Annotated in this window: 17 protein-coding genes; 4 read left to right on the forward strand and 13 right to left on the reverse strand. The window is 64.8% G+C overall.

All coding sequences use genetic code 11. The features are described 5' to 3' along the window. Nucleotide 1 precedes the first annotated feature (1 nt). The 8 genes from P9A16_RS08600 to thrC all read right to left on the reverse strand — a co-directional run bounded on the left by P9A16_RS08600 (nucleotide 2) and on the right by thrC (nucleotide 8,244). Nucleotides 2-2,845 carry an EAL domain-containing protein gene (locus tag P9A16_RS08600; protein ID WP_371260047.1) on the reverse strand — a complete coding sequence of 948 codons (2,844 nt, stop codon included), beginning with the start codon at nucleotides 2,843-2,845 and terminating at the stop codon, nucleotides 2-4. Between the two features lie 122 nt (nucleotides 2,846-2,967). Further along, nucleotides 2,968-3,561 (reverse strand): GNAT family N-acetyltransferase, encoded by a 594-nt coding sequence (locus P9A16_RS08605; protein WP_023512597.1) that lies wholly within the window; start codon nucleotides 3,559-3,561, stop codon nucleotides 2,968-2,970. A gap of 263 nt (nucleotides 3,562-3,824) precedes the next feature. After that, complete coding sequence (locus P9A16_RS08610; protein WP_023512596.1) at nucleotides 3,825-3,974, reverse strand: DUF1127 domain-containing protein; 150 nt, start codon at nucleotides 3,972-3,974, stop codon at nucleotides 3,825-3,827. A 108-nt stretch (nucleotides 3,975-4,082) separates the two neighbouring features. Next, entirely contained in the window at nucleotides 4,083-4,436 is a 354-nt protein-coding gene (locus tag P9A16_RS08615) for a cupin domain-containing protein (RefSeq protein ID WP_023512595.1), read from the reverse strand. 21 nt (nucleotides 4,437-4,457) lie between these two features. Next, entirely contained in the window at nucleotides 4,458-4,754 is a 297-nt protein-coding gene (locus tag P9A16_RS08620; RefSeq protein ID WP_023512594.1) for a putative quinol monooxygenase, read from the reverse strand. 32 nt (nucleotides 4,755-4,786) lie between these two features. Then, entirely contained in the window at nucleotides 4,787-5,425 is a 639-nt protein-coding gene (locus P9A16_RS08625) for a glutathione S-transferase family protein (protein ID WP_023512593.1), read from the reverse strand. Between the two features lie 99 nt (nucleotides 5,426-5,524). Further along, entirely contained in the window at nucleotides 5,525-6,820 is a 1,296-nt protein-coding gene (locus P9A16_RS08630) for a M16 family metallopeptidase (RefSeq protein WP_023512592.1), read from the reverse strand. A gap of 20 nt (nucleotides 6,821-6,840) precedes the next feature. Next, nucleotides 6,841-8,244 (reverse strand): threonine synthase, encoded by a 1,404-nt coding sequence (gene thrC / locus P9A16_RS08635; protein ID WP_197032944.1) that lies wholly within the window; start codon nucleotides 8,242-8,244, stop codon nucleotides 6,841-6,843. 327 nt (nucleotides 8,245-8,571) lie between these two features. Between thrC and P9A16_RS08640 the strand changes: the two genes are divergently transcribed. Further along, a complete protein-coding gene (locus P9A16_RS08640) occupies nucleotides 8,572-9,129 on the forward strand; it encodes a hypothetical protein (RefSeq protein WP_371260045.1) in 558 nt (185 codons plus the stop codon). Nucleotides 9,130-9,205: 76 nt separating this feature from the next. On the opposite strand, the gene P9A16_RS08645 is transcribed toward P9A16_RS08640, so the two are convergent. Together P9A16_RS08645 and P9A16_RS08650 are read right to left on the reverse strand one after the other, a co-directional pair. Next, a complete protein-coding gene (locus tag P9A16_RS08645; RefSeq protein ID WP_023512589.1) occupies nucleotides 9,206-9,895 on the reverse strand; it encodes an HAD family hydrolase in 690 nt (229 codons plus the stop codon). Between the two features lie 167 nt (nucleotides 9,896-10,062). Next, entirely contained in the window at nucleotides 10,063-10,743 is a 681-nt protein-coding gene (locus tag P9A16_RS08650; RefSeq protein WP_037408675.1) for an ArsR/SmtB family transcription factor, read from the reverse strand. A gap of 125 nt (nucleotides 10,744-10,868) precedes the next feature. On the opposite strand from P9A16_RS08650, the gene P9A16_RS08655 reads away from it, so the two are divergent. Together P9A16_RS08655 and P9A16_RS08660 are read left to right on the forward strand one after the other, a co-directional pair. After that, entirely contained in the window at nucleotides 10,869-11,198 is a 330-nt protein-coding gene (locus tag P9A16_RS08655; RefSeq protein ID WP_023512587.1) for an NIPSNAP family protein, read from the forward strand. After that, complete coding sequence (locus P9A16_RS08660; RefSeq protein ID WP_023512586.1) at nucleotides 11,195-11,542, forward strand: antibiotic biosynthesis monooxygenase family protein; 348 nt, start codon at nucleotides 11,195-11,197, stop codon at nucleotides 11,540-11,542. The genes P9A16_RS08655 and P9A16_RS08660 overlap by 4 nt, the downstream gene beginning before the upstream one ends. Nucleotides 11,543-11,631: 89 nt before the next feature. On the opposite strand, the gene P9A16_RS08665 is transcribed toward P9A16_RS08660, so the two are convergent. Then, complete coding sequence (locus P9A16_RS08665; RefSeq protein WP_023512585.1) at nucleotides 11,632-13,302, reverse strand: vWA domain-containing protein; 1,671 nt, start codon at nucleotides 13,300-13,302, stop codon at nucleotides 11,632-11,634. 234 nt (nucleotides 13,303-13,536) lie between these two features. Between P9A16_RS08665 and P9A16_RS08670 the strand changes: the two genes are divergently transcribed. After that, nucleotides 13,537-14,667: a site-specific DNA-methyltransferase gene (locus P9A16_RS08670; protein ID WP_023512584.1), complete on the forward strand. Its 1,131-nt coding sequence runs from the start codon at nucleotides 13,537-13,539 to the stop codon at nucleotides 14,665-14,667. A 325-nt stretch (nucleotides 14,668-14,992) separates the two neighbouring features. On the opposite strand, the gene P9A16_RS08675 is transcribed toward P9A16_RS08670, so the two are convergent. Continuing rightward, nucleotides 14,993-15,610: an HAD family hydrolase gene (locus tag P9A16_RS08675; RefSeq protein ID WP_023516538.1), complete on the reverse strand. Its 618-nt coding sequence runs from the start codon at nucleotides 15,608-15,610 to the stop codon at nucleotides 14,993-14,995. Then, a complete protein-coding gene (gene mutY, locus P9A16_RS08680; RefSeq protein WP_023516537.1) occupies nucleotides 15,607-16,704 on the reverse strand; it encodes an A/G-specific adenine glycosylase in 1,098 nt (365 codons plus the stop codon). Before mutY ends, P9A16_RS08675 begins: the two co-directional genes overlap by 4 nt. Nucleotides 16,705-16,754: the final 50 nt, after the last annotated feature.

Genomic DNA, 16,754 nt, shown 5'->3' on the forward strand with positions numbered 1-16,754 from the left:
TCTATGCCCGCTTCATCAGCGGAAAGCGCTCCTTCAGCAGCCGCAGCACGGAATCGTAGCCGATCGGCGGGCCGAAGAGATAGCTCTGGCCGAATTCGCAGCCCATATTGCCGAGTTCGATCGCGTCCTCTTCGGACTCGATGCCTTCGGCGACGACCTGCATTTCCAGTTCCCGCGCCATGGAGATGACGGAGCGGAGCAGCACGGTGCGCTTGTCGGAACCGTCGCGCACCAGCGCCTTGTCGATCTTGATCGTGTCGAAGGGGAAGCGGGTGAGATAGGAGAGCGAGGAATGGCCCGTGCCGAAATCGTCGAGCGCGAGGCCGAGGCCGACGTCCTTCAACTTGGTGAGGATCAGGCGGGCCTGCTCGGGATTCTCCATCACGACGGATTCGGTGAGTTCCAGCTTGAGCTTTTCCGGCGCACAGCGCGTCTTGGCGAGCGCGGCGCGCACGTCGTTGTAGAGTTCGTTGTTGAGGAGCTGGGCGCTGGAGAGGTTGACCGAGACGAAGACGGGCAGGTCGCCGGTCTGGAGCTGCCAGTCCATCAGGTCGCTCGCCGCCTTGTCGAAGGCGAAGAGGCCGAGCTGGTTGATAAGGTCGGAGCTTTCCGCGATCGGGATGAATTCCGTCGGCGAGATGTTGCCGCGTTTGGGGTGGTCCCAGCGCATCAGCGCCTCGAAGCCGGCGATCTCGGCATCGGAAAGGCGGACGATCGGCTGATAGACGAGCGAGAGTTCCTTGCGCTCGATGGCGCGGCGCAGGTCCGTCTCGATCTGCAGGCGATCCGCGCCGAAGGTGCGGAAGGCGGGACGGAAGGGTTCGACGCGGTTGCCGCCGCCCTTCTTGGCCCGGTACATGGCCAGTTCCGCATCGTTGAGCAGGCCCGGCGCGTCTTCCTGCTGGTCGACCCAGGAGACGAGGCCGATCGAGGCGGTCAGGATGATCTCGCGGCCGCCGAAATTGATCGGCACCATGATCGCCTTGCTGACCGCATCGGCGAAATCCGCGACCTTGGCAGGGTCGCGCTCCGACATCAGGATAAGGCCGAACTGGTCGCCGGCAAGCCGTGCCAGCGTGTCCTGCGGCTTCAGGAGGCGGCGCAGACGCCGGGTGAGGGCGATGAGGATGTTGTCGCCGGCGGCGATGCCGAGCGCGTCGTTGACCTGCTTGTAGCGGTCGATGTCGATGGTCAGCACCGTCGGGCGCACAGTGTCCGAGCTTGCGGTGAGTGACAGGATCGATTGCAGCCGGTCGAGGAAGACTTGGCGGTTCGGCAGGCCCGTCAGGTTGTCGTGCAGGGCGTCCTGCAGCAGGCGGTCGACGGAGTTCTTCTGTTCGGTGATATCGATGATCGTGCCGACGCAGCGGATGATCTCGCCGTTCGCGCCGAGCACCGGCCGGGCGCGGATGGCGAGCCAGTGATAGTGGCCGTCCTCGGCGCGCACGCGGAACTGATGGTTGAGCCGGCCCTTGCGGTGCTCCAGGAGCACGTCCAGCGTCGCGCGAAAACGGTCGCGGTCGTCCGGATGCAGACGCGGCAGCCAGTTGCGCGCCGGGCCGTGCATGACGCCGGGCGCGAGGCCGAGCTGGATGGAGATGTCGGGGATGGTGACGACGCGGTCGCGTGCCACGTCCCAGTCCCAGACCGTGTCGCCGGAGCCCGTCAGCGCCAGCGACTGGCGCTCGAGATCGGAGAACAGCCCCTGGCTGTAGGCGCCGCCGGCAAAGGCGTGCTGCATCACCGTGAAGCCGATGAGCAGCACGATCAGCACGAGGCCGCCGCCGAGCGCCGGCTGGATGATGTCGTTGTTGAGCTGTCCCGTCACCGTCAGCCAGGCGCCGAACAGCCAGACGAGGATGAGGGCCCAGGCGGGCACGAGCAGGATGGCGCGGTCGTAGCGGTTGAAGCCGAGATAGGCGATCAGCACGATGCCGACCGTGCCGGTCAGGGCGAAGGAGAGACGGGCGATGCCGGAAGCGATCGGCGGATCGTAGATCGCGACGCCGAAGAGCAGGCCGAGGCCAAGAATCCAGGCGAGCGTCGCATAGGAAAGATGCGCGTGCCAGCGGTTGAGGTTCAGGTATGTGAAGAGGAAGACGACGAGGCCTGCGGCGAGGAACACCTCCGTGCCGGCGCGCCAGATGCGCTCGTCCCCCGCGGTGATGCTGATGAGCTTGGACAGAAAGCCGAAGTCGACGCAGATATAGCCGAGCACGGCCCAGGCGAGCGCGGCCGTCGCCGGCAGCATGGAGGTGCCCTTCACCACGAAGAGGATGGTGAGGAAGACGGCGAGCAGGCCCGCAATGCCGAGCACGATGCCGCGATAGAGCGTGAAGGCGTTGACCGTGTCCTTGTAGGAATCCGGCGCCCAGAGATAGATCTGCGGCAGATCGGGCGTCGCCAGCTCCGCGACGAAGGTGACGACCGTGCCGGGGTTGAGCGTGATGCGGAAGACGTCCGCCTCGTCGCTCGGCTGGCGGTCGAGCGCGAAGCCTTCGCTCGGGGTGATCGAGATGATGCGCTTTGCCCCAAGGTCCGGCCAGAAGAGTTTCGACTGCACGAGGCGGAAATGCGGGGCGACGATCAGGCGGTCGATCTGCTCTTCAGAGACGTTGGCGAGCGCGAAGACGGCCCAGTCGCCCTGATGGTCCTGCGAGGTGGCGCGCACCTCGATGCGGCGCACGATGCCGTCCGTTCCGGGTGCCGTGGAGACCTGGAAGGCCTCGCCCCGGCCGGTATAGATTTCCGTGGTGGCGGTGAGGTCGAGCGCGGTGTCGTCACGGGAGATCTTGACGGGTTCGACGGCAAAGGCGCGTCCCGTCATCATGCCGGAAAGGAGCATCGTGGCCAGAAGGATGAGAGCGAGCAACCGGCTGGCATGCAGCGTTTGCGGCACGGATAGAGGCTTCATTGAAACTGCATGGTCCTTAGGTCTGCCCAGTCCTGTCGCGCCCCGGGTGCCGCCTACGGCCGCCTGTCGGCCGCCAGAAGCGAAAACATCACGTGGTCGCGCCACTCCCCGTTTATCTTCAGATACTCCCGAAGGTAGCCTTCCTGCCGAAAGCCGGCCTTTTCAAGGAGACGGATGCTTCTCTGATTGTCTGGAATACAGGCTGCCTCGATACGGTGCAACTGAAGGCTCGAAAAGATATACGGTATGACCAGTTTCAGGGCACCATGCATATGGCCCTGGCCGGCATGCCGCTCGCCCATCCAGTAGCCGATCATGCAGCATTGTGCAGCGCCGCGCCTGATATAGCCGATGGTCAGCCCGCCGAGCAGCGCCTTTTCCTCGCGCGCGAACACGAAGAGCGGCACGGCCTGGCCGGAGGAAAATTCCTGTTCATTTCTGAGAACACGGGCGCGAAACGCGCTCTCCGTCAACTCGTCGTTGCGCCAGGTCGGCTCCCACGGCTCAAGGAAGCGGCGGCTTTCCGAGCGCAGCTGATACCATTGCCGGTAGTCCTGGAAGCGGGGCAGGCGCAGGAGGTGCCGATCGTCGGCAAGTTCCACGGTGTCGGACTGCCGGGACAGAAACCGAAAAACCGACCGTGCCATTCGCCCTCCGCGCGCGCCGATGCGTGGCGTGCCTTGTCGGACAAGATTATGCCGAGAGGCTCACCGGCGTCAAATGGTCCGGGGGGACTGGGGCCTCGGCGTGGCGGGAAAAGTCCCGAAAAAACAAAACCCGCCTTGCGGCGGGTTGCGTCTTCAAAGCCATCGGCGCTCCACCTTCCGGTGAGGGCGGGACGACCGGTTCGAGCGCTTCATCAAGCGCGCCCCGTCATCAGGCCTGGCGCCCGGCTTTCCTGCCGGATGGCTCAGCCGAAAACAACGAGGCCCTTGACGGCGGACTGGATGTTCGAGCGCGAGATGCCGAGGTCCTGGAGGGCGCGGTCGTCGAGGGCGTTGAGTTCACGGACGGCACGGCGGTCGGCAGCGTTCTTCTTGAGCTTTGCGAAGATGTTCATTGGTCAACTCCTTTGTGTTGCCAATGATATAAACAATCGCGTGCCCGGAAAAAATGCATATGCTTGCAGCGTAGGCATGCATTTTTTGCATGGTCCCGTGAATGCCTGCTACTCGAGATCCTCCTGGGCGAACACCGCTGTCACATGCAGGTCCGTCGTCTCCAGCCGGCCGGGGCCGAGATTGACGAACTTGTGCGGCACATTGGCCGGCCCGAAGACGATCTGCCCGGCGCTTGCCTCAAGCTGCCGGTCGCCCACCGTGAAGAGCGCACGGCCCTGGCGCACGATGAAGATCTCGTCATAGGGATGCCGGTGGAGCGGCGGGCCGCGCCCGATCTCGTCCGTGGTGTAGAACACGACGGAGACGTCGGTGCCGAAGGTCTGGCCTTCGAACTCGCCCTGCCAGACGTCGGGCTTTTCCGCCCATTGGGCGCGTTCGAGCATCGCGGCGATTTTCTGCATGGTTTTCCCGTCTTTCCGATTTCAGCCGGCCGGATCGAAGCCGTCCATCAAGATATAGGTACCCTTTTCCCGCTGGTGGGCGTCGATCTGCGGGACGAGGCGGCGGAAGTGTTCGGTGGCGCAGTGCACATCCAGCGCCGCGCGGTCCGGCCAGGTTTCGATGAAGACGAAGTGGCCGGGATCCTTCTGGTCCGTGAAGAGATCGTAGCTGATGCACAGCGGCTCCCGGCGGGTGAGCTCGGCGAGCTCCCGGTAGAGCGGCCGGACGATATCGACTGCCTCGGGGCGAATGAAATCCTGTGCGATGACCTTAAGCATGCTGATCCCTGTATCCTGACGTGCCCCGCCACTCAGTCCGCCGCCGCGAAATGCGCCATCTGGTCGGCATGGGCCTTGGCAAAGGCAGGACGAGCGGTGGCGCGGGTCATGTAGGTATGGCAGGCCGGATACTCCACCAGCCCGCCGAAGCGTTCGACGAGGCGAAGCACGTCCGCCATCACGATGTCGGCGATGGAGAAGCGGCCGGCCAGCCACTCACGTTCCGAAAGGACCGCTTCCATGCGCTGCAGCCGCAGCGTGAGAAAGCTGTCGAGCGGCTTGCGCGAGGGTGAACCTGTGGGAACGTTCGCGAACATCAGCAGGGCCCAAGGCAGGCTCGCCATCTCGACGGAATTGAGTGCCGCGAAAAGCCACTTGATGGCGTCGCTCCGGCCGCGCGGATCGGTGGGCATCAGGGCCGCGTTGCGTTCGCCGAGATGGAGCAGGATCGCACCGGTCTCGAAGATCGAGATGTCGCCATCCACGAGCCAGGGCACCTGGCCGAAGGGCTGGTGCGCGAGGTGCCCGGCCTTGCGGTCGCCAAAGGGCACGCTCTCGACACGGTAGGGCAATCCGGCCTCCTCCAGTGCCCAGCGCACGCGCAGGTCGCGCACGAAGCCGCGCGGCATTTCGGGCACCCAGTCGAAGGTCGTGAGAACGAGGTCGGCCATGGTCCATCTCCTTTCCGTTTCAGGACAAGGACGGACACGCCATCTCCGTTCCGACACCGCTGCCGGAAGTTTTCCCGGCAGTTGTGGGAGATGGTCTCCTCAGCTCGCCGCGCGGTCTGGAAGGGCCTGGCGCGACAGCGAACGCGTGATGTCGCCGGTCGAGACGAGATGCTCCAGCGGGCCGATGGCCGAGATGGTCGGCACGGTATCGAAGAACAGGCGGCCGGCAAGGTCCGTCAGGCGCTCGATGGTGATGCCGGCAAGGCGCTCCATCAGCTCCTCGTTGGGGATCGGGCGGCCGTAGAGCATCATCTGGCGGGCGATCTGGCCGGCGCGGGCTGCAGGGCTTTCCTGACCCATCAGAAGCTGGGCGCGGATCTGCGCGCGGGCGCGCTCGATTTCCTGCTGGTGGATCGTCTCGGAGGACTTCTTCAGCTCGTCAAAGATGACGGGCATCAGTTCCGGCAGGTTCTCGCCGCCGGTCGCGGCATGGATGCCGAAGATGCCGGTGTCCGAAAAGCCCCAGTGGAAGGCGTAGATCGAGTAACACAGGCCCCGGTGCTCGCGCACCTCCTGGAAGAGGCGCGAGGACATGCCCCCGCCGAGGATGTTGGCGAGGATCTGCGAACAGTAGAAGTCGCGGGCATGGTAGGCCTTGCCCTCGAAGCCGAGCAGCACCTGCGCATCCATCAGGTCGCGCGTCTCGCGGATGTCGCCGCCGGTATAGCGGGCCGGTTCGAAGACAGGCGAGATTTTCGGTGCGGTCGGAAGTGAGGAAAAGCGGTCCTCGACCTGGCGCACGAAGTCTTCGTGGTTAACGGCACCGGCCGCCACGACGAACATGCGGTCCGTCGTATAGTTGCGGTCGAGATAGGAGCGGATCTCGCCGGGCGAGAAGGACAGCACCGAGTCCGGCGTGCCGAGAATGGCGCGGCCGATGATCTGGTCGCGATAGGCGACCTCGGAGAACTTGTCGAAGACCACGTCGTCGGGCGTGTCGTTCGCCGCGCCGATTTCCTGCAGGATGACGTGTTTCTCGCGGCGGAGCTCTTCCTCGTCGAAAACGGATTCCGTCAGGATGTCGGCAAGGATGTCGACCGCGAGCGGGACGTGGTCCTTCAGCACGCGGGCGTAGTAGGAGGTGGTTTCCGTCGAGGTGGCGGCGTTGACCTCGCCGCCGACATTCTCGATTTCCTCGGCGATCTGGCGGGCGGAGCGACGCTCCGTCCCCTTGAAGGCCATGTGTTCCAGAAGATGGGCGATGCCGTGCTCGTCCGTGGTTTCGTTGCGTGACCCCGACTTGATCCACACGCCGAGAGCGACACTCTCGAGATGCGGCATGTTTTCGGTCACCACGGTCAACCCGGATTGAAGCCGGGTGCACTCAACTTTCATCCTGCGCACTTTCTGCGTTTCTAGCCTCGAACCCGCGTGTGTTTCCCGATGAAGTCTTCCACCGCATCGAGCTCCGCATCGAGGACGTCGAACCGCTCCTCCCTTTGCATGAGGTCAGCAAGCCACGTCGGAAGCGCCGGGTCAATACCGCTGGCCGATTTTACTGCGGCGGGGAATTTCGCGGGATGGGCGGTGGCGAGCGTCACCATGGGTGCGCCGGGCTTCTCGTGCTTGGCGGCGACGAAGACGCCGATCGCCGAATGCGGATCGAGCAGATAGCCGGTCTCGGCAAGCGTATCCTTGATCGTCGCAGCCACCTGCTTTTCGGACGCGCGGCCGGCGCGGAAATCCTTGCGGATCGCCTTCAGCGCCTTTTCCCCGATGTCGAAGGCGCTGGATTGCTTGAGGCTTTCCATGGCGCGGCGTACCGCGCCGGCATCCCGGCCATGGGTCTCGAACAAGAGGCGCTCGAAGTTGGACGAGATCTGGATGTCCATCGATGGCGAGGTGGTGGCCTTCACCTCCTTCATCTCGTAGCGCCCGGTCTTCAGCGTGCGCGCGAGGATGTCGTTCTCGTTGGTGGCGATGATCAGCTTGTCGATCGGCAGGCCCATGCGCTTGGCGGCATAGCCGGCAAAGATGTCGCCGAAATTGCCTGTCGGTACGGTGTAGGAGATCTTCCGGTCCGGGCCGCCCAGCGCCACGGCGCTGGTGAAGTAGTAGACGATCTGGGCCATGATGCGCGCCCAGTTGATCGAGTTGACACCCGAGAGCTGTACCCGGTCGCGGAATTTCACGTCGTTGAACATCGCCTTGACGAGGTTCTGGCAGTCGTCGAAATTGCCCTTGATGGCAAGCGCGTGGACGTTCTTTTCCTTGGAGGTCGTCATCTGGCGCTGCTGCACCGGCGAGACCTTGCCCTCGGGGAAGAGGATGAAGATGTCGGTACGCTCGCGGCCGGCAAAGGCGTCGATCGCCGCCCCGCCGGTATCGCCCGAGGTGGCGCCGACGATGGTGGCGCGCGCGCCGCGGGTCGCCAGCGCGTGGTCCATCAGCCGGGCGAGCAGCTGCATCGCCACGTCCTTGAAGGCGAGCGTCGTGCCGTGGAAGAGCTCCATGATGAAGGAGTTCGGCCCGGTCTGCACCAGCGGCGCGATCGCCGGATGGCGGAAGGTCGCATAGGCCTCGTCGATCATCGTGCGGAACGTGTCTGCGGGGATGTCGCCCTTGACGAAGGGCGAGAGCACCGTGAAGGCGATCTCCTGGTAGGACTTGCCGCGCAGCGCCCGGATCTCCTTCTTGGAGAAGCTCGGCCATTCACGCGGCACATAGAGGCCACCGTCGCGGGCTAGACCCGCCAGAAGCGCATCGGAGAAGCCGAGGGAAGGGGCCTCGCCCCGCGTCGAAACATAGTCCACGTTCATACGTCCTTGGGAAGGTTGATGATTTCGAGCGACAAAAATCGCAGGAACCGACTGTCGCTTCGTACCAATGCTCTGTCGCCCAGTCTAGCGAAAGGCCACGCAAGGCCGCGGGTCACTTTGCGGCAGATCGTGGCAATGCCGTTGCATTCTGCCCGCTCCGGCGTGAAACGGGCCGTGTCGAAATTCTGCGGGCGGTTTCAATCGACAATCGATTTTTCGCCACGTCGCTGCTATAGACCATCGCCTAGGGTCGTGAAAAGGCCCGTAAAAGAGTTCCGAAAGGCTTGCACGCCGGGGGCGGGGCCTGATCGCAGGGGTTACAGTATCGTGTTTGGAATGAATATCCGCCGCTTTCTCGGCATATCCCTTCTCGCCGTCGTCGCCGGTTGCAATCAGACCGACAAGCCCGCCGATCTCGGCGTGACGAGCGATCCGTCTGGCGTACAGACGGCCACCCAGCAGCAGACGGGCACCGCCGTCGTGCAGGGCTCGTGCCCGCAGGTCTATCTGCGCGACGGCACGGCTGTGATGCGCCGCTACGCCAAGGGCGCCAAGGACGATCCGCAGAAGCTGCTCTACCAGGTGACGCTCGCCGACTCGACCCGCCAGTGCGTGCTGAACCAGAACCAGCTCGTCATGACCGTGATGGTGCAGGGGCGCGTCGTGTCCGGCCCTGCCGGCAGCGGGGGAACGGTCAATGTGCCGATCCGCGTCGCCGCCACGGACGGCAAGACGACGCTCTATTCCGAACTCGTCCAGTATGCCGTGAACACGGACGCCGGCCAGTTCATCTTCACCAAGGGTGACGTGGCGCTGCCCGGTGGTTCCGGCGGCTTCACCAAGGTCTATGTCGGCTTCGACGAAGGCCCGTACAACACGAAATGACGGCTCCGGCCGGAGGGAATGAAAAAGGCCGCGGGAGCATGCTTCCGCGGCCTTTTTGTTCCTGGATGCAATCGGCTCAGATCGCTTCCTGCCATTCGGCAAGCGCCGCGATGACGTCCGGCAGTTCGCTCATGCGCGAGATCACGGTCTCGGCGCCGGCTTCGGTGAGGCGATCGGCGTGCGAGGGGTAGGTGTGCGAGGCGCCGGTGAAGCCGACGACGCGCATGCCGGCGGCGCGCGCACCGGCGATGCCATGCACGGAATCCTCGATGACCAGCGTGTTGGCCGGGTTCGCGCCGAACTGCTTGGCGCCGTGCAGGAAAATGTCCGGCTTCGGCTTGACGCGGTCGGCGCCGAGGTCCTTGGCCGAATAGACATAGGGGCCGAAGACCTCCCGCAGACCGACCTTCGAGAGCATCATGTCGAGGCGGGGTGCAGAGGAGTTCGAGCAGATGCAATAGGGCTTGCGGATGCGGGAGAGCATCAGCTTGACGCCGTCGATGACCTTCACCTCCTGGGCGAGGCGGGCATCAAGCAGCTTTTCCGACTTGTCGAGCAGCGAGGCGGAGAGCGGGATGTCGGCCTCGCGTTCGACGGCAAGCAGGATGTTCTGCCAGGTCATGCCGGCAAAGCGCTCGCCCATCTCCTCGACGCTGATCGGATAGCCCGCATCGGTCAGAAGCGCCGATTCAACCTCGGCAGCGATAATTTCCGAATCGACCAGAACGCCGTCGCAGTCGAAGATGATGAGGTCGAAACCGTCCATGACAAACCGTCTTTCAATGGCGCAATTGCCCGCAAGGGGCGGGACGCGGATGGGCGTCGGGAATTGCGGTAGAACGAAGGGGCGGGATCGCCCGTGAAGCCGCGGTCTCCCTACACGAAAGGGCGCGCGGCGACAATTGCCGATTCCGGAGACGAGCTATGCGGCGGCTAGTCCGGAAACAGTGCCAGGAAGCGTCGCTCGCCGTCCGGCGTGAAACGGATGGCGCGGCTGTCCTTTTCGCGCTTCGCCCAGCCGTCGGCGATGAAGCGGGCGAGCAGCGCCTCGCCGAGCGAGCCGGCAAGGTGCGAGCGCCGCTCGCTCCAGTCGAGGCAGGTGCGGCAGACGGGGCGGCGCTGGGTCCTCAGCGCGGCGACGTCGATGCCCATGGCGGTGATGCGTGCCTCGCCGGTGGGCGTCAGCGCCGCGTCCTCGCCGTCAAGCGCCACATCCCCGTCGGCCACCAGCCGGTCGAGCATGCGCACGCCGAAATCGCCGGCAAGGTGGTTGTAGCAGACGCGCGCCTTGCGCAGTGCCGGGTCCTTCGGGCCGGGCCGGGTGCGCATCAGCCCGCGGTTCGCCGCAAAACCCATGATGTTTTCGAGCAGCAGCCCCACCTCGTCGTCGCCGAGCGCGAAATAGCGGTGCCGGCCCTGCTTGCGCTGGGTGACCAGCCCGCCGCCCTCCAGCTTCGAAAGATGGGCGCTGGCGGTCTGCAGCGTGACGCCGGCCGCGCCTGCAAGCTCGGTCGCCGTCAGCGCCTGCCCGCCCATCAGCGCGGTCAGCATGTTGGCGCGCGCGGGATCGCCGATCAGCGCGCCGATCTGGGAAATGTCGGGGCCTTCTTTCATACTTCGATGATAGACGAAGCATTCGCGTTCGGCAATGTGGGAAAAGGGCAGCGTAAACACAGGCAATTCCAGCAGGCGCGTGAGCGCTCTTGCATCCGGGACGAGGCCAGAACGAGGAGACGACCATGATCACCTGTTTCATCCGCTACCAGATCGATCCGTTCCGCAAGGACGCCTTCGCCGCCTATGCCCGCAACTGGGGCGAGGCGATCCCGCGGTGCGGCGCCGATCTCATCGGCTATTTCGCCCCGCACGAGGGCTCCGCCACCACCGCCTACGGTGTCTACAACATTGAAAGCCTAGCCGCCTACGAGGCCTATCGCGCCCGGCTTGCTGCCGACCCGCTCGGCCGCGAGAACTACGATTTCGCCCGCAGCGAGCGTTTCATCCTGAAGGAGGACCGGATCTTCCTGAAGAACGTCTCGCTGCCGCATGCACCGCGGGTGACGCCATGATCGCCGTCATCTTCGAGGTGGTGCCGGCGCCCGGCCGCATCGACCTCTATCTCGATACCGCGCGGGACCTCCGCCCGTTGCTGGAAAGCAGCGAAGGTTTCATCTCGATCGAGCGCTTTCGCAGCCTCACCGACCCGACGCGCCTCCTGTCGCTTTCCTTCTGGCGCGACGAGGCGGCGGTGAAGGCCTGGCGCAACAGCGAGCAGCACCGTGCCGCCCAATCCCTCGGCCGCAACGGCGCCTTCGACAACTATCGGCTGCGCATCGCCAGCGTCGTCAGGGACTATGGCCTCAACGACCGCAACGAGGCCCCGGACGACAGCCGGGCCTTTCACGCGGCGTAGCGCGGCTGGTACGATCACGGATGCGGCGCCCGTCTCGCCCGAAAAGGGGGAGGCGGGCGCCGCTGTTTTCCCGGCAGGTTGCTTTCCGCCTACTGTACCGCTACTTCCGAGCGCTCGCCGGCCTTGACGGTCGCCTTGGCCTGCTTCGGCGCGACGTCGCCCTCGTATTTTACGGCCACGATGTAGTCCCCCGGCGGCAGCGTGTCCTGCCATTCGGCGCCGTAATTGTAGGACATGGATTTCTGGTTGCCCTGGATGTCCTTCGCGGCGCTGAGGATCTCGATGAAGCTCGCCCCGGGCGCGGTGATCGCCAGCACGCCGGCATTGATGTTGACGGTGACCTCCTTCATCTCCCCTGCCTTGATCGTGAAGGGGATCTCGCCCGTCGCCGAGCCGAGCTTTGCCGTCAGAACGTGCTCGCCCGGCGGGACGTCCAGCTTCGTGCCGGTGCCGTAATTGTAGGCGATGCTCTTGCGGGTGCCGTCGATGTTCTTGTTGGCCGCCACCACCTCGAAGAAGACGTTGCCGGAATCCACCGCCGTCCCGCCTTCCGCATAGATCGCCTTGTTGAGCACGACGCCCGAACCGATGACGAGGTCGCGCTCGATGGTCTCGCCCGCCTTGACGGAAACCGTCTCCTCCACGATGGACGGGCCGATCTTGCCGATCAGCTTCACGTCTCCGGCCGAGGCATAGAACTTGGCCGTGCCGTAATAGGTGGTGGAGTAGCCGCCGAAGGCAATCTCCACGGCCGCGTCCGCATCGTCCTCGGCAGCCTCGGGCGTACGCTTCGGGTGGATCGTCAGGTGGCCGGCGTCGAAGTTGATGAAGGGCTTGGCGACCGCGCCGTCCTTCACCTCGAACGGCACCTCACGCTTGACCGCGCTTTGCAGCGTTGCCACGGCGATATACTTGCCCGGCGGATAGTTGCCGGAAAACTTGCCCTTGTACTGGCTCTCCAGGTAGTCGCCCGCCGGCTTGCCGTCCGCATCCGCCTTGTAGATTTCCCAGAACACATTGTCGTTGTCGCCGAGCGAGGGGCCGCCCTCGGAAAGGACGCTGTCGAACTCCGTGTTGAACGTGACGGCGGGCTCCGGCTCGGGTTCGGCTTCCGCCACTTCCTCGGCCGGCTTCGACATCGGCGCTTCTGCCACCGTCGCCGTCAGCGCGGCAACGAGTTGGGAAGCGTCGGATGCCTGGAAGTACTTGCCGCCGGTGTTTTCGGCAAGGCAGGCGACCTGCTTGCCTTCTTCTTCCGTCAGGCCGAAGCCGACGACATGGGTGGTAAAGTCGACGCCCTTGCTTTCGAGCGCGGAGGCGAGCGCACAGGGATCCGCCTCGCAGGTCTCCAGCCCGTCCGTCACCAGCACCACGGTCGCCTTGTCCTCGGTGTATTTGAGAATGTCGGCGGCCTGCTCGACGGATTGCGTCAGCGGCGTCTTGCCCTTGGGGTTGAGCCCCGAGACGAAGGATGTGATCGCCTCCCCGGTGCCCGCGCCCGGCGGCACGGCCAGCTCGATGTCGCTGCACGAGCCCTTTTCGCGGTGGCCATAGACCATCAGGCCGAGTTCGGTGCCCGCGGGTACCGATTTCAGCACCGTGCCCAGCGTCTCGCGGGCGATCTCGATCTTGCTGCGTCCGCCGATCTGGCCCCACATGGAGCCGGACGCGTCGAGCACGATCATCGTCTTGTCGGCGGCAATCGTCTCTGTGGCGGCAAGAAGCCCCGCCAGAAGCATGAAGGCGGCTTTCAAACGCACGTCTTTCCTCCCCGTTTTCCCTGGAAACGCCAGCCGTCCACGCCGGCAAGGCTCAGCGATGCTGTTTCATGACGGGCGAGGCGGGGCGTCTATTCGCGGTTCCTTGAATGAAGCGCGCAAATCCCGTTGCGAAACGTATTTGGCTTTTTCTCCAGGCCCTTCAGCCTTTGGTAACCATCTTCGGTAACCATAAGCCCCAGTTCAGTTCCGAGTCAGCGTATCAGCGAGTATTCAATGCCATCTGTCCTTTCGCTTGCAGACGTCTCCCGTTCGCCCCGCAAGAGCGGCTGGCTCGACACGATCATCAAGGGGGACTGCGTCGCCGCGCTCGAGGCGCTTCCGGACCAGTCCGTCGACGTCATCTTTGCCGACCCGCCGTACAACCTGCAGCTTGGCGGTGCGCTGCACCGTCCCGACCAGAGCCTGGTCGATGCCTGCGACGACGAGTGGGACCAGTTCGCGTCCTTCGAGGCCTATGACGCCTTCACCCGCGCCTGGCTGCTCGCCTGCCGGCGCGTGCTGAAACCCGCCGGCACGATCTGGGTCATCGGCTCCTACCACAACATCTTCCGCGTCGGCGCGACCTTGCAGGATCTCAACTTCTGGATCCTCAACGACATCGTCTGGCGCAAGACCAACCCGATGCCGAACTTCAAGGGCCGCCGCTTCCAGAACGCGCACGAGACGATGATCTGGGCGACGCGCGATCCGAAGGCCAAGGGCTACACCTTCAATTACGACGCCATGAAGGCCGCCAACGACGACGTGCAGATGCGCTCGGACTGGCTGTTCCCGATCTGCAGCGGCGGTGAGCGCCTGAAGGGTGAAGACGGCAAGAAGGTGCATCCGACGCAGAAGCCGGAAGCATTGCTCGCCCGCATCCTGATGGCTTCCTCCAAGCCCGGCGACGTGGTGCTCGACCCGTTCTTCGGCTCCGGTACGACCGGCGCCGTCGCCAAGCGCCTCGGCCGCCACTTCGTCGGCATCGAGCGCGAGCAGGCTTATATCGACGCGGCCCGCGAGCGCATCGAGGCAGTCGAGCCGCTCGGCAGCGGAACCCTGTCGGTGATGAGCGGCAAGAAGGCCGAACCGCGCGTTGCCTTCAACACGCTGATCGAAAGCGGGCTGATCGCACCCGGCACGGTGCTCACCGATGCCCGTCGCCGCCACAGCGCCATCGTGCGCGCCGATGGTACGCTCGCCTCGGGCAACGACGCCGGCTCCATTCACCGCGTCGGCGCCAGGGTGCAGGGGCTCGATGCCTGCAACGGCTGGACGTTCTGGCACTATGCCGATGGCGCCGAGCTGAAGCCGATCGATGCGCTGCGTGCCGTCGTGCGCTCCGGCATGGCCGGCTTGGAATAGGCCGGCACCGAACTACCGTTTCTCCAGCTGCGGCCTCCGGTGTTCCCTGCACCGGGGGCTGTGGCTTTTTTGGGGGAGGGCCGTTCGGGTCGCGCCTCCCGATTTTCCACTGGCGCGATTCAGCGGATGTTAACCATCAATGGCTTAGTGTGATTTCGAAAGCACATCAGGCCAAGCAACGGAAATCGTTGCGGAAAGCCAGGGCCGATCAACCGGCCGGGCAGGCCGGATATCGCTTTTCCGGTTTTCGTACCTTCAGTCCCGGAAATGCGAAAACGCCCGGAGCCTTCTGGCTCCGGGCGTTTCGGTTTCTACCCTCTGCTGCTCAGAGCGCGATGCCATGCGCGGCAAGGTCTGCCTTCAGTTTTTCGGGGTCGGTGAACTGCACCGCGTTCCATCCGGCAAGGCGCGCGCCCTCGACATTGACCGGGGCGTCGTCGATGAAGAGCGTGTGGCCCGGCGAAAGACCGAAATCGCGCCTGTGTTTCTCGTAGATCGCAAGGTCGGGCTTGATGAGGCCGATTTCGCCGGAAACGGTCACGCCGCGCGGCATGTCGAGGAAGGGGAAGAGCTTGCGCGCCTCCTTGAACGTATCGGCGGCGAAATTGGTGAGCATGGTCACGTCGCGACCTTCGGCAATCAGCGTCTCCATGATCGCGACGCTCTCGACATAGGCATGCGAGACCATCTCGTGCCAGTGCTTGCGGAACGCCCGGATATGCTCTGCCCGGTCGGGATGCGCGTCGATCAGCAGGGCCTCGGCATCGCCCCAGGCGCGGCCGCGGTCCTGTTCGAGATTCCAGTCATGGGTGCAGACATTGCTGAAGAACCAGTTGCGTTCGGCATCGTCGGGAATGAGGCGGGCATAGGGAATGTGCGGGTCGTAGTGGATCAGCACCCGGCCGATGTCGAAGACGATGTGTCGGATCTCGATGCTGCTCATGCTTTCCTCGCTGTTCGTCCAAACGCGTCGGGTATGGCCTGTTTTATTGCCTTCTTCATGACGGTCGGCAGCGCCTCGCCGTCAAGCGTTTCCCTGGCCTGCCACCATCCGTCGCCGCTCTGCGTCTGGCGCGGCAGCCTGGAGCGGTAGATGGAGAGGCGCAACTCGAAATGCGTAAAGACATGGGTGACGGTGCCGCAGGCCTGCCAGTCGGCCGCAAAGGGTGCGGCGGCAAGGCCGGTCTCGCCGTCGATCCGTGCCGTCCAGCCGCTGCCCGGCACCTCCGTCATGCCGCCGAGAAGGCCGGTTTCCCCGCGCTTGCGCAGGAAGACCGCGCCCGTCTCGTCCTCGGCGACGAAGGCCGCACCGAGCCGCACGGGCTTTGCCTTCTTCGCCGCCTTGCGCGGATAGAGCTCCGGGTCGGCGTGCCCGAGCACGCGACAGCGGGCATTCAGGGGACAGAGCGCGCAGGCCGGCCGGCGCGGGGTGCAGATCGTCGCGCCGAGGTCCATCATCGCCTGCGCGAAGTCGCCCGGCCGGTCCGCCGGCGTCATGGCGGCGACCAGCGCCCGCATCTCGGGTTTTGCCGCGGGCAGGGGCGTTTCGATGGCGTGGAGGCGGGAGATGACGCGCTCGACATTGCCGTCCAGCACCGCGCTCTTCCGGTTGAAGGCGATGGCGGCGATCGCTGCGGCCGTATAGTCGCCGATGCCGGGCAGCGCCTTCAGCCCGTCCTCGCTGTCGGGGAAGATCCCGCCATGCTGGAAGGCCACGGCTTCGGCGCATTTCTTGAGATTGCGGGCGCGGGCGTAGTAGCCGAGGCCCGCCCAGGATTTCATCACGTCCTCCGTCTCGGCCTCGGCGAGGTCCGTGACCGTCGGCCAGCGGGTGGTGAAGAGCGCGAAATAGGCCTTGACCGCCTGCACCGTCGTCTGCTGCAGCATCACTTCGGAAAGCCAGATGCGGTAGGGGTCGGGACGTTCGCCGCGCGCCGCCATCGGCGGGCTCACCCGCCAGGGCAAATCGCGGTGATGCCTGTCATACCAGGCAAGAACGAGATCGGCAGGCGCCGTGATGCGGGGAGCTTGGGTCATGATTGGCCTGAACGGGGTCGAAGCGACCCATGATGCGAACACAGCTCCGG

Source organism: Shinella sp. 838 (assembly GCF_029623935.1).
GTDB lineage: Bacteria > Pseudomonadota > Alphaproteobacteria > Rhizobiales > Rhizobiaceae > Shinella.

Excerpts from the sequence above, each read along its gene's own strand:
- P9A16_RS08600 (WP_371260047.1), bottom strand. The coding sequence starts at position 2,845 with ATGCTCCTTTCCGGCATGATGACGGGACGCGCCTTTGCCGTCGAACCC.
- P9A16_RS08605 (WP_023512597.1), bottom strand. The coding sequence starts at position 3,561 with ATGGCACGGTCGGTTTTTCGGTTTCTGTCCCGGCAGTCCGACACCGTG.
- P9A16_RS08610 (WP_023512596.1), bottom strand. The coding sequence starts at position 3,974 with ATGAACATCTTCGCAAAGCTCAAGAAGAACGCTGCCGACCGCCGTGCC.
- P9A16_RS08615 (WP_023512595.1), bottom strand. The coding sequence starts at position 4,436 with ATGCAGAAAATCGCCGCGATGCTCGAACGCGCCCAATGGGCGGAAAAG.
- P9A16_RS08620 (WP_023512594.1), bottom strand. The coding sequence starts at position 4,754 with ATGCTTAAGGTCATCGCACAGGATTTCATTCGCCCCGAGGCAGTCGAT.
- P9A16_RS08625 (WP_023512593.1), bottom strand. The coding sequence starts at position 5,425 with ATGGCCGACCTCGTTCTCACGACCTTCGACTGGGTGCCCGAAATGCCG.
- P9A16_RS08630 (WP_023512592.1), bottom strand. The coding sequence starts at position 6,820 with ATGAAAGTTGAGTGCACCCGGCTTCAATCCGGGTTGACCGTGGTGACC.
- thrC (WP_197032944.1), bottom strand. The coding sequence starts at position 8,244 with ATGAACGTGGACTATGTTTCGACGCGGGGCGAGGCCCCTTCCCTCGGC.
- P9A16_RS08645 (WP_023512589.1), bottom strand. The coding sequence starts at position 9,895 with ATGGACGGTTTCGACCTCATCATCTTCGACTGCGACGGCGTTCTGGTC.
- P9A16_RS08650 (WP_037408675.1), bottom strand. The coding sequence starts at position 10,743 with ATGAAAGAAGGCCCCGACATTTCCCAGATCGGCGCGCTGATCGGCGAT.
- P9A16_RS08655 (WP_023512587.1), top strand. The coding sequence starts at position 10,869 with ATGATCACCTGTTTCATCCGCTACCAGATCGATCCGTTCCGCAAGGAC.
- P9A16_RS08660 (WP_023512586.1), top strand. The coding sequence starts at position 11,195 with ATGATCGCCGTCATCTTCGAGGTGGTGCCGGCGCCCGGCCGCATCGAC.
- P9A16_RS08670 (WP_023512584.1), top strand. The coding sequence starts at position 13,537 with ATGCCATCTGTCCTTTCGCTTGCAGACGTCTCCCGTTCGCCCCGCAAG.
- P9A16_RS08675 (WP_023516538.1), bottom strand. The coding sequence starts at position 15,610 with ATGAGCAGCATCGAGATCCGACACATCGTCTTCGACATCGGCCGGGTG.
- mutY (WP_023516537.1), bottom strand. The coding sequence starts at position 16,704 with ATGACCCAAGCTCCCCGCATCACGGCGCCTGCCGATCTCGTTCTTGCC.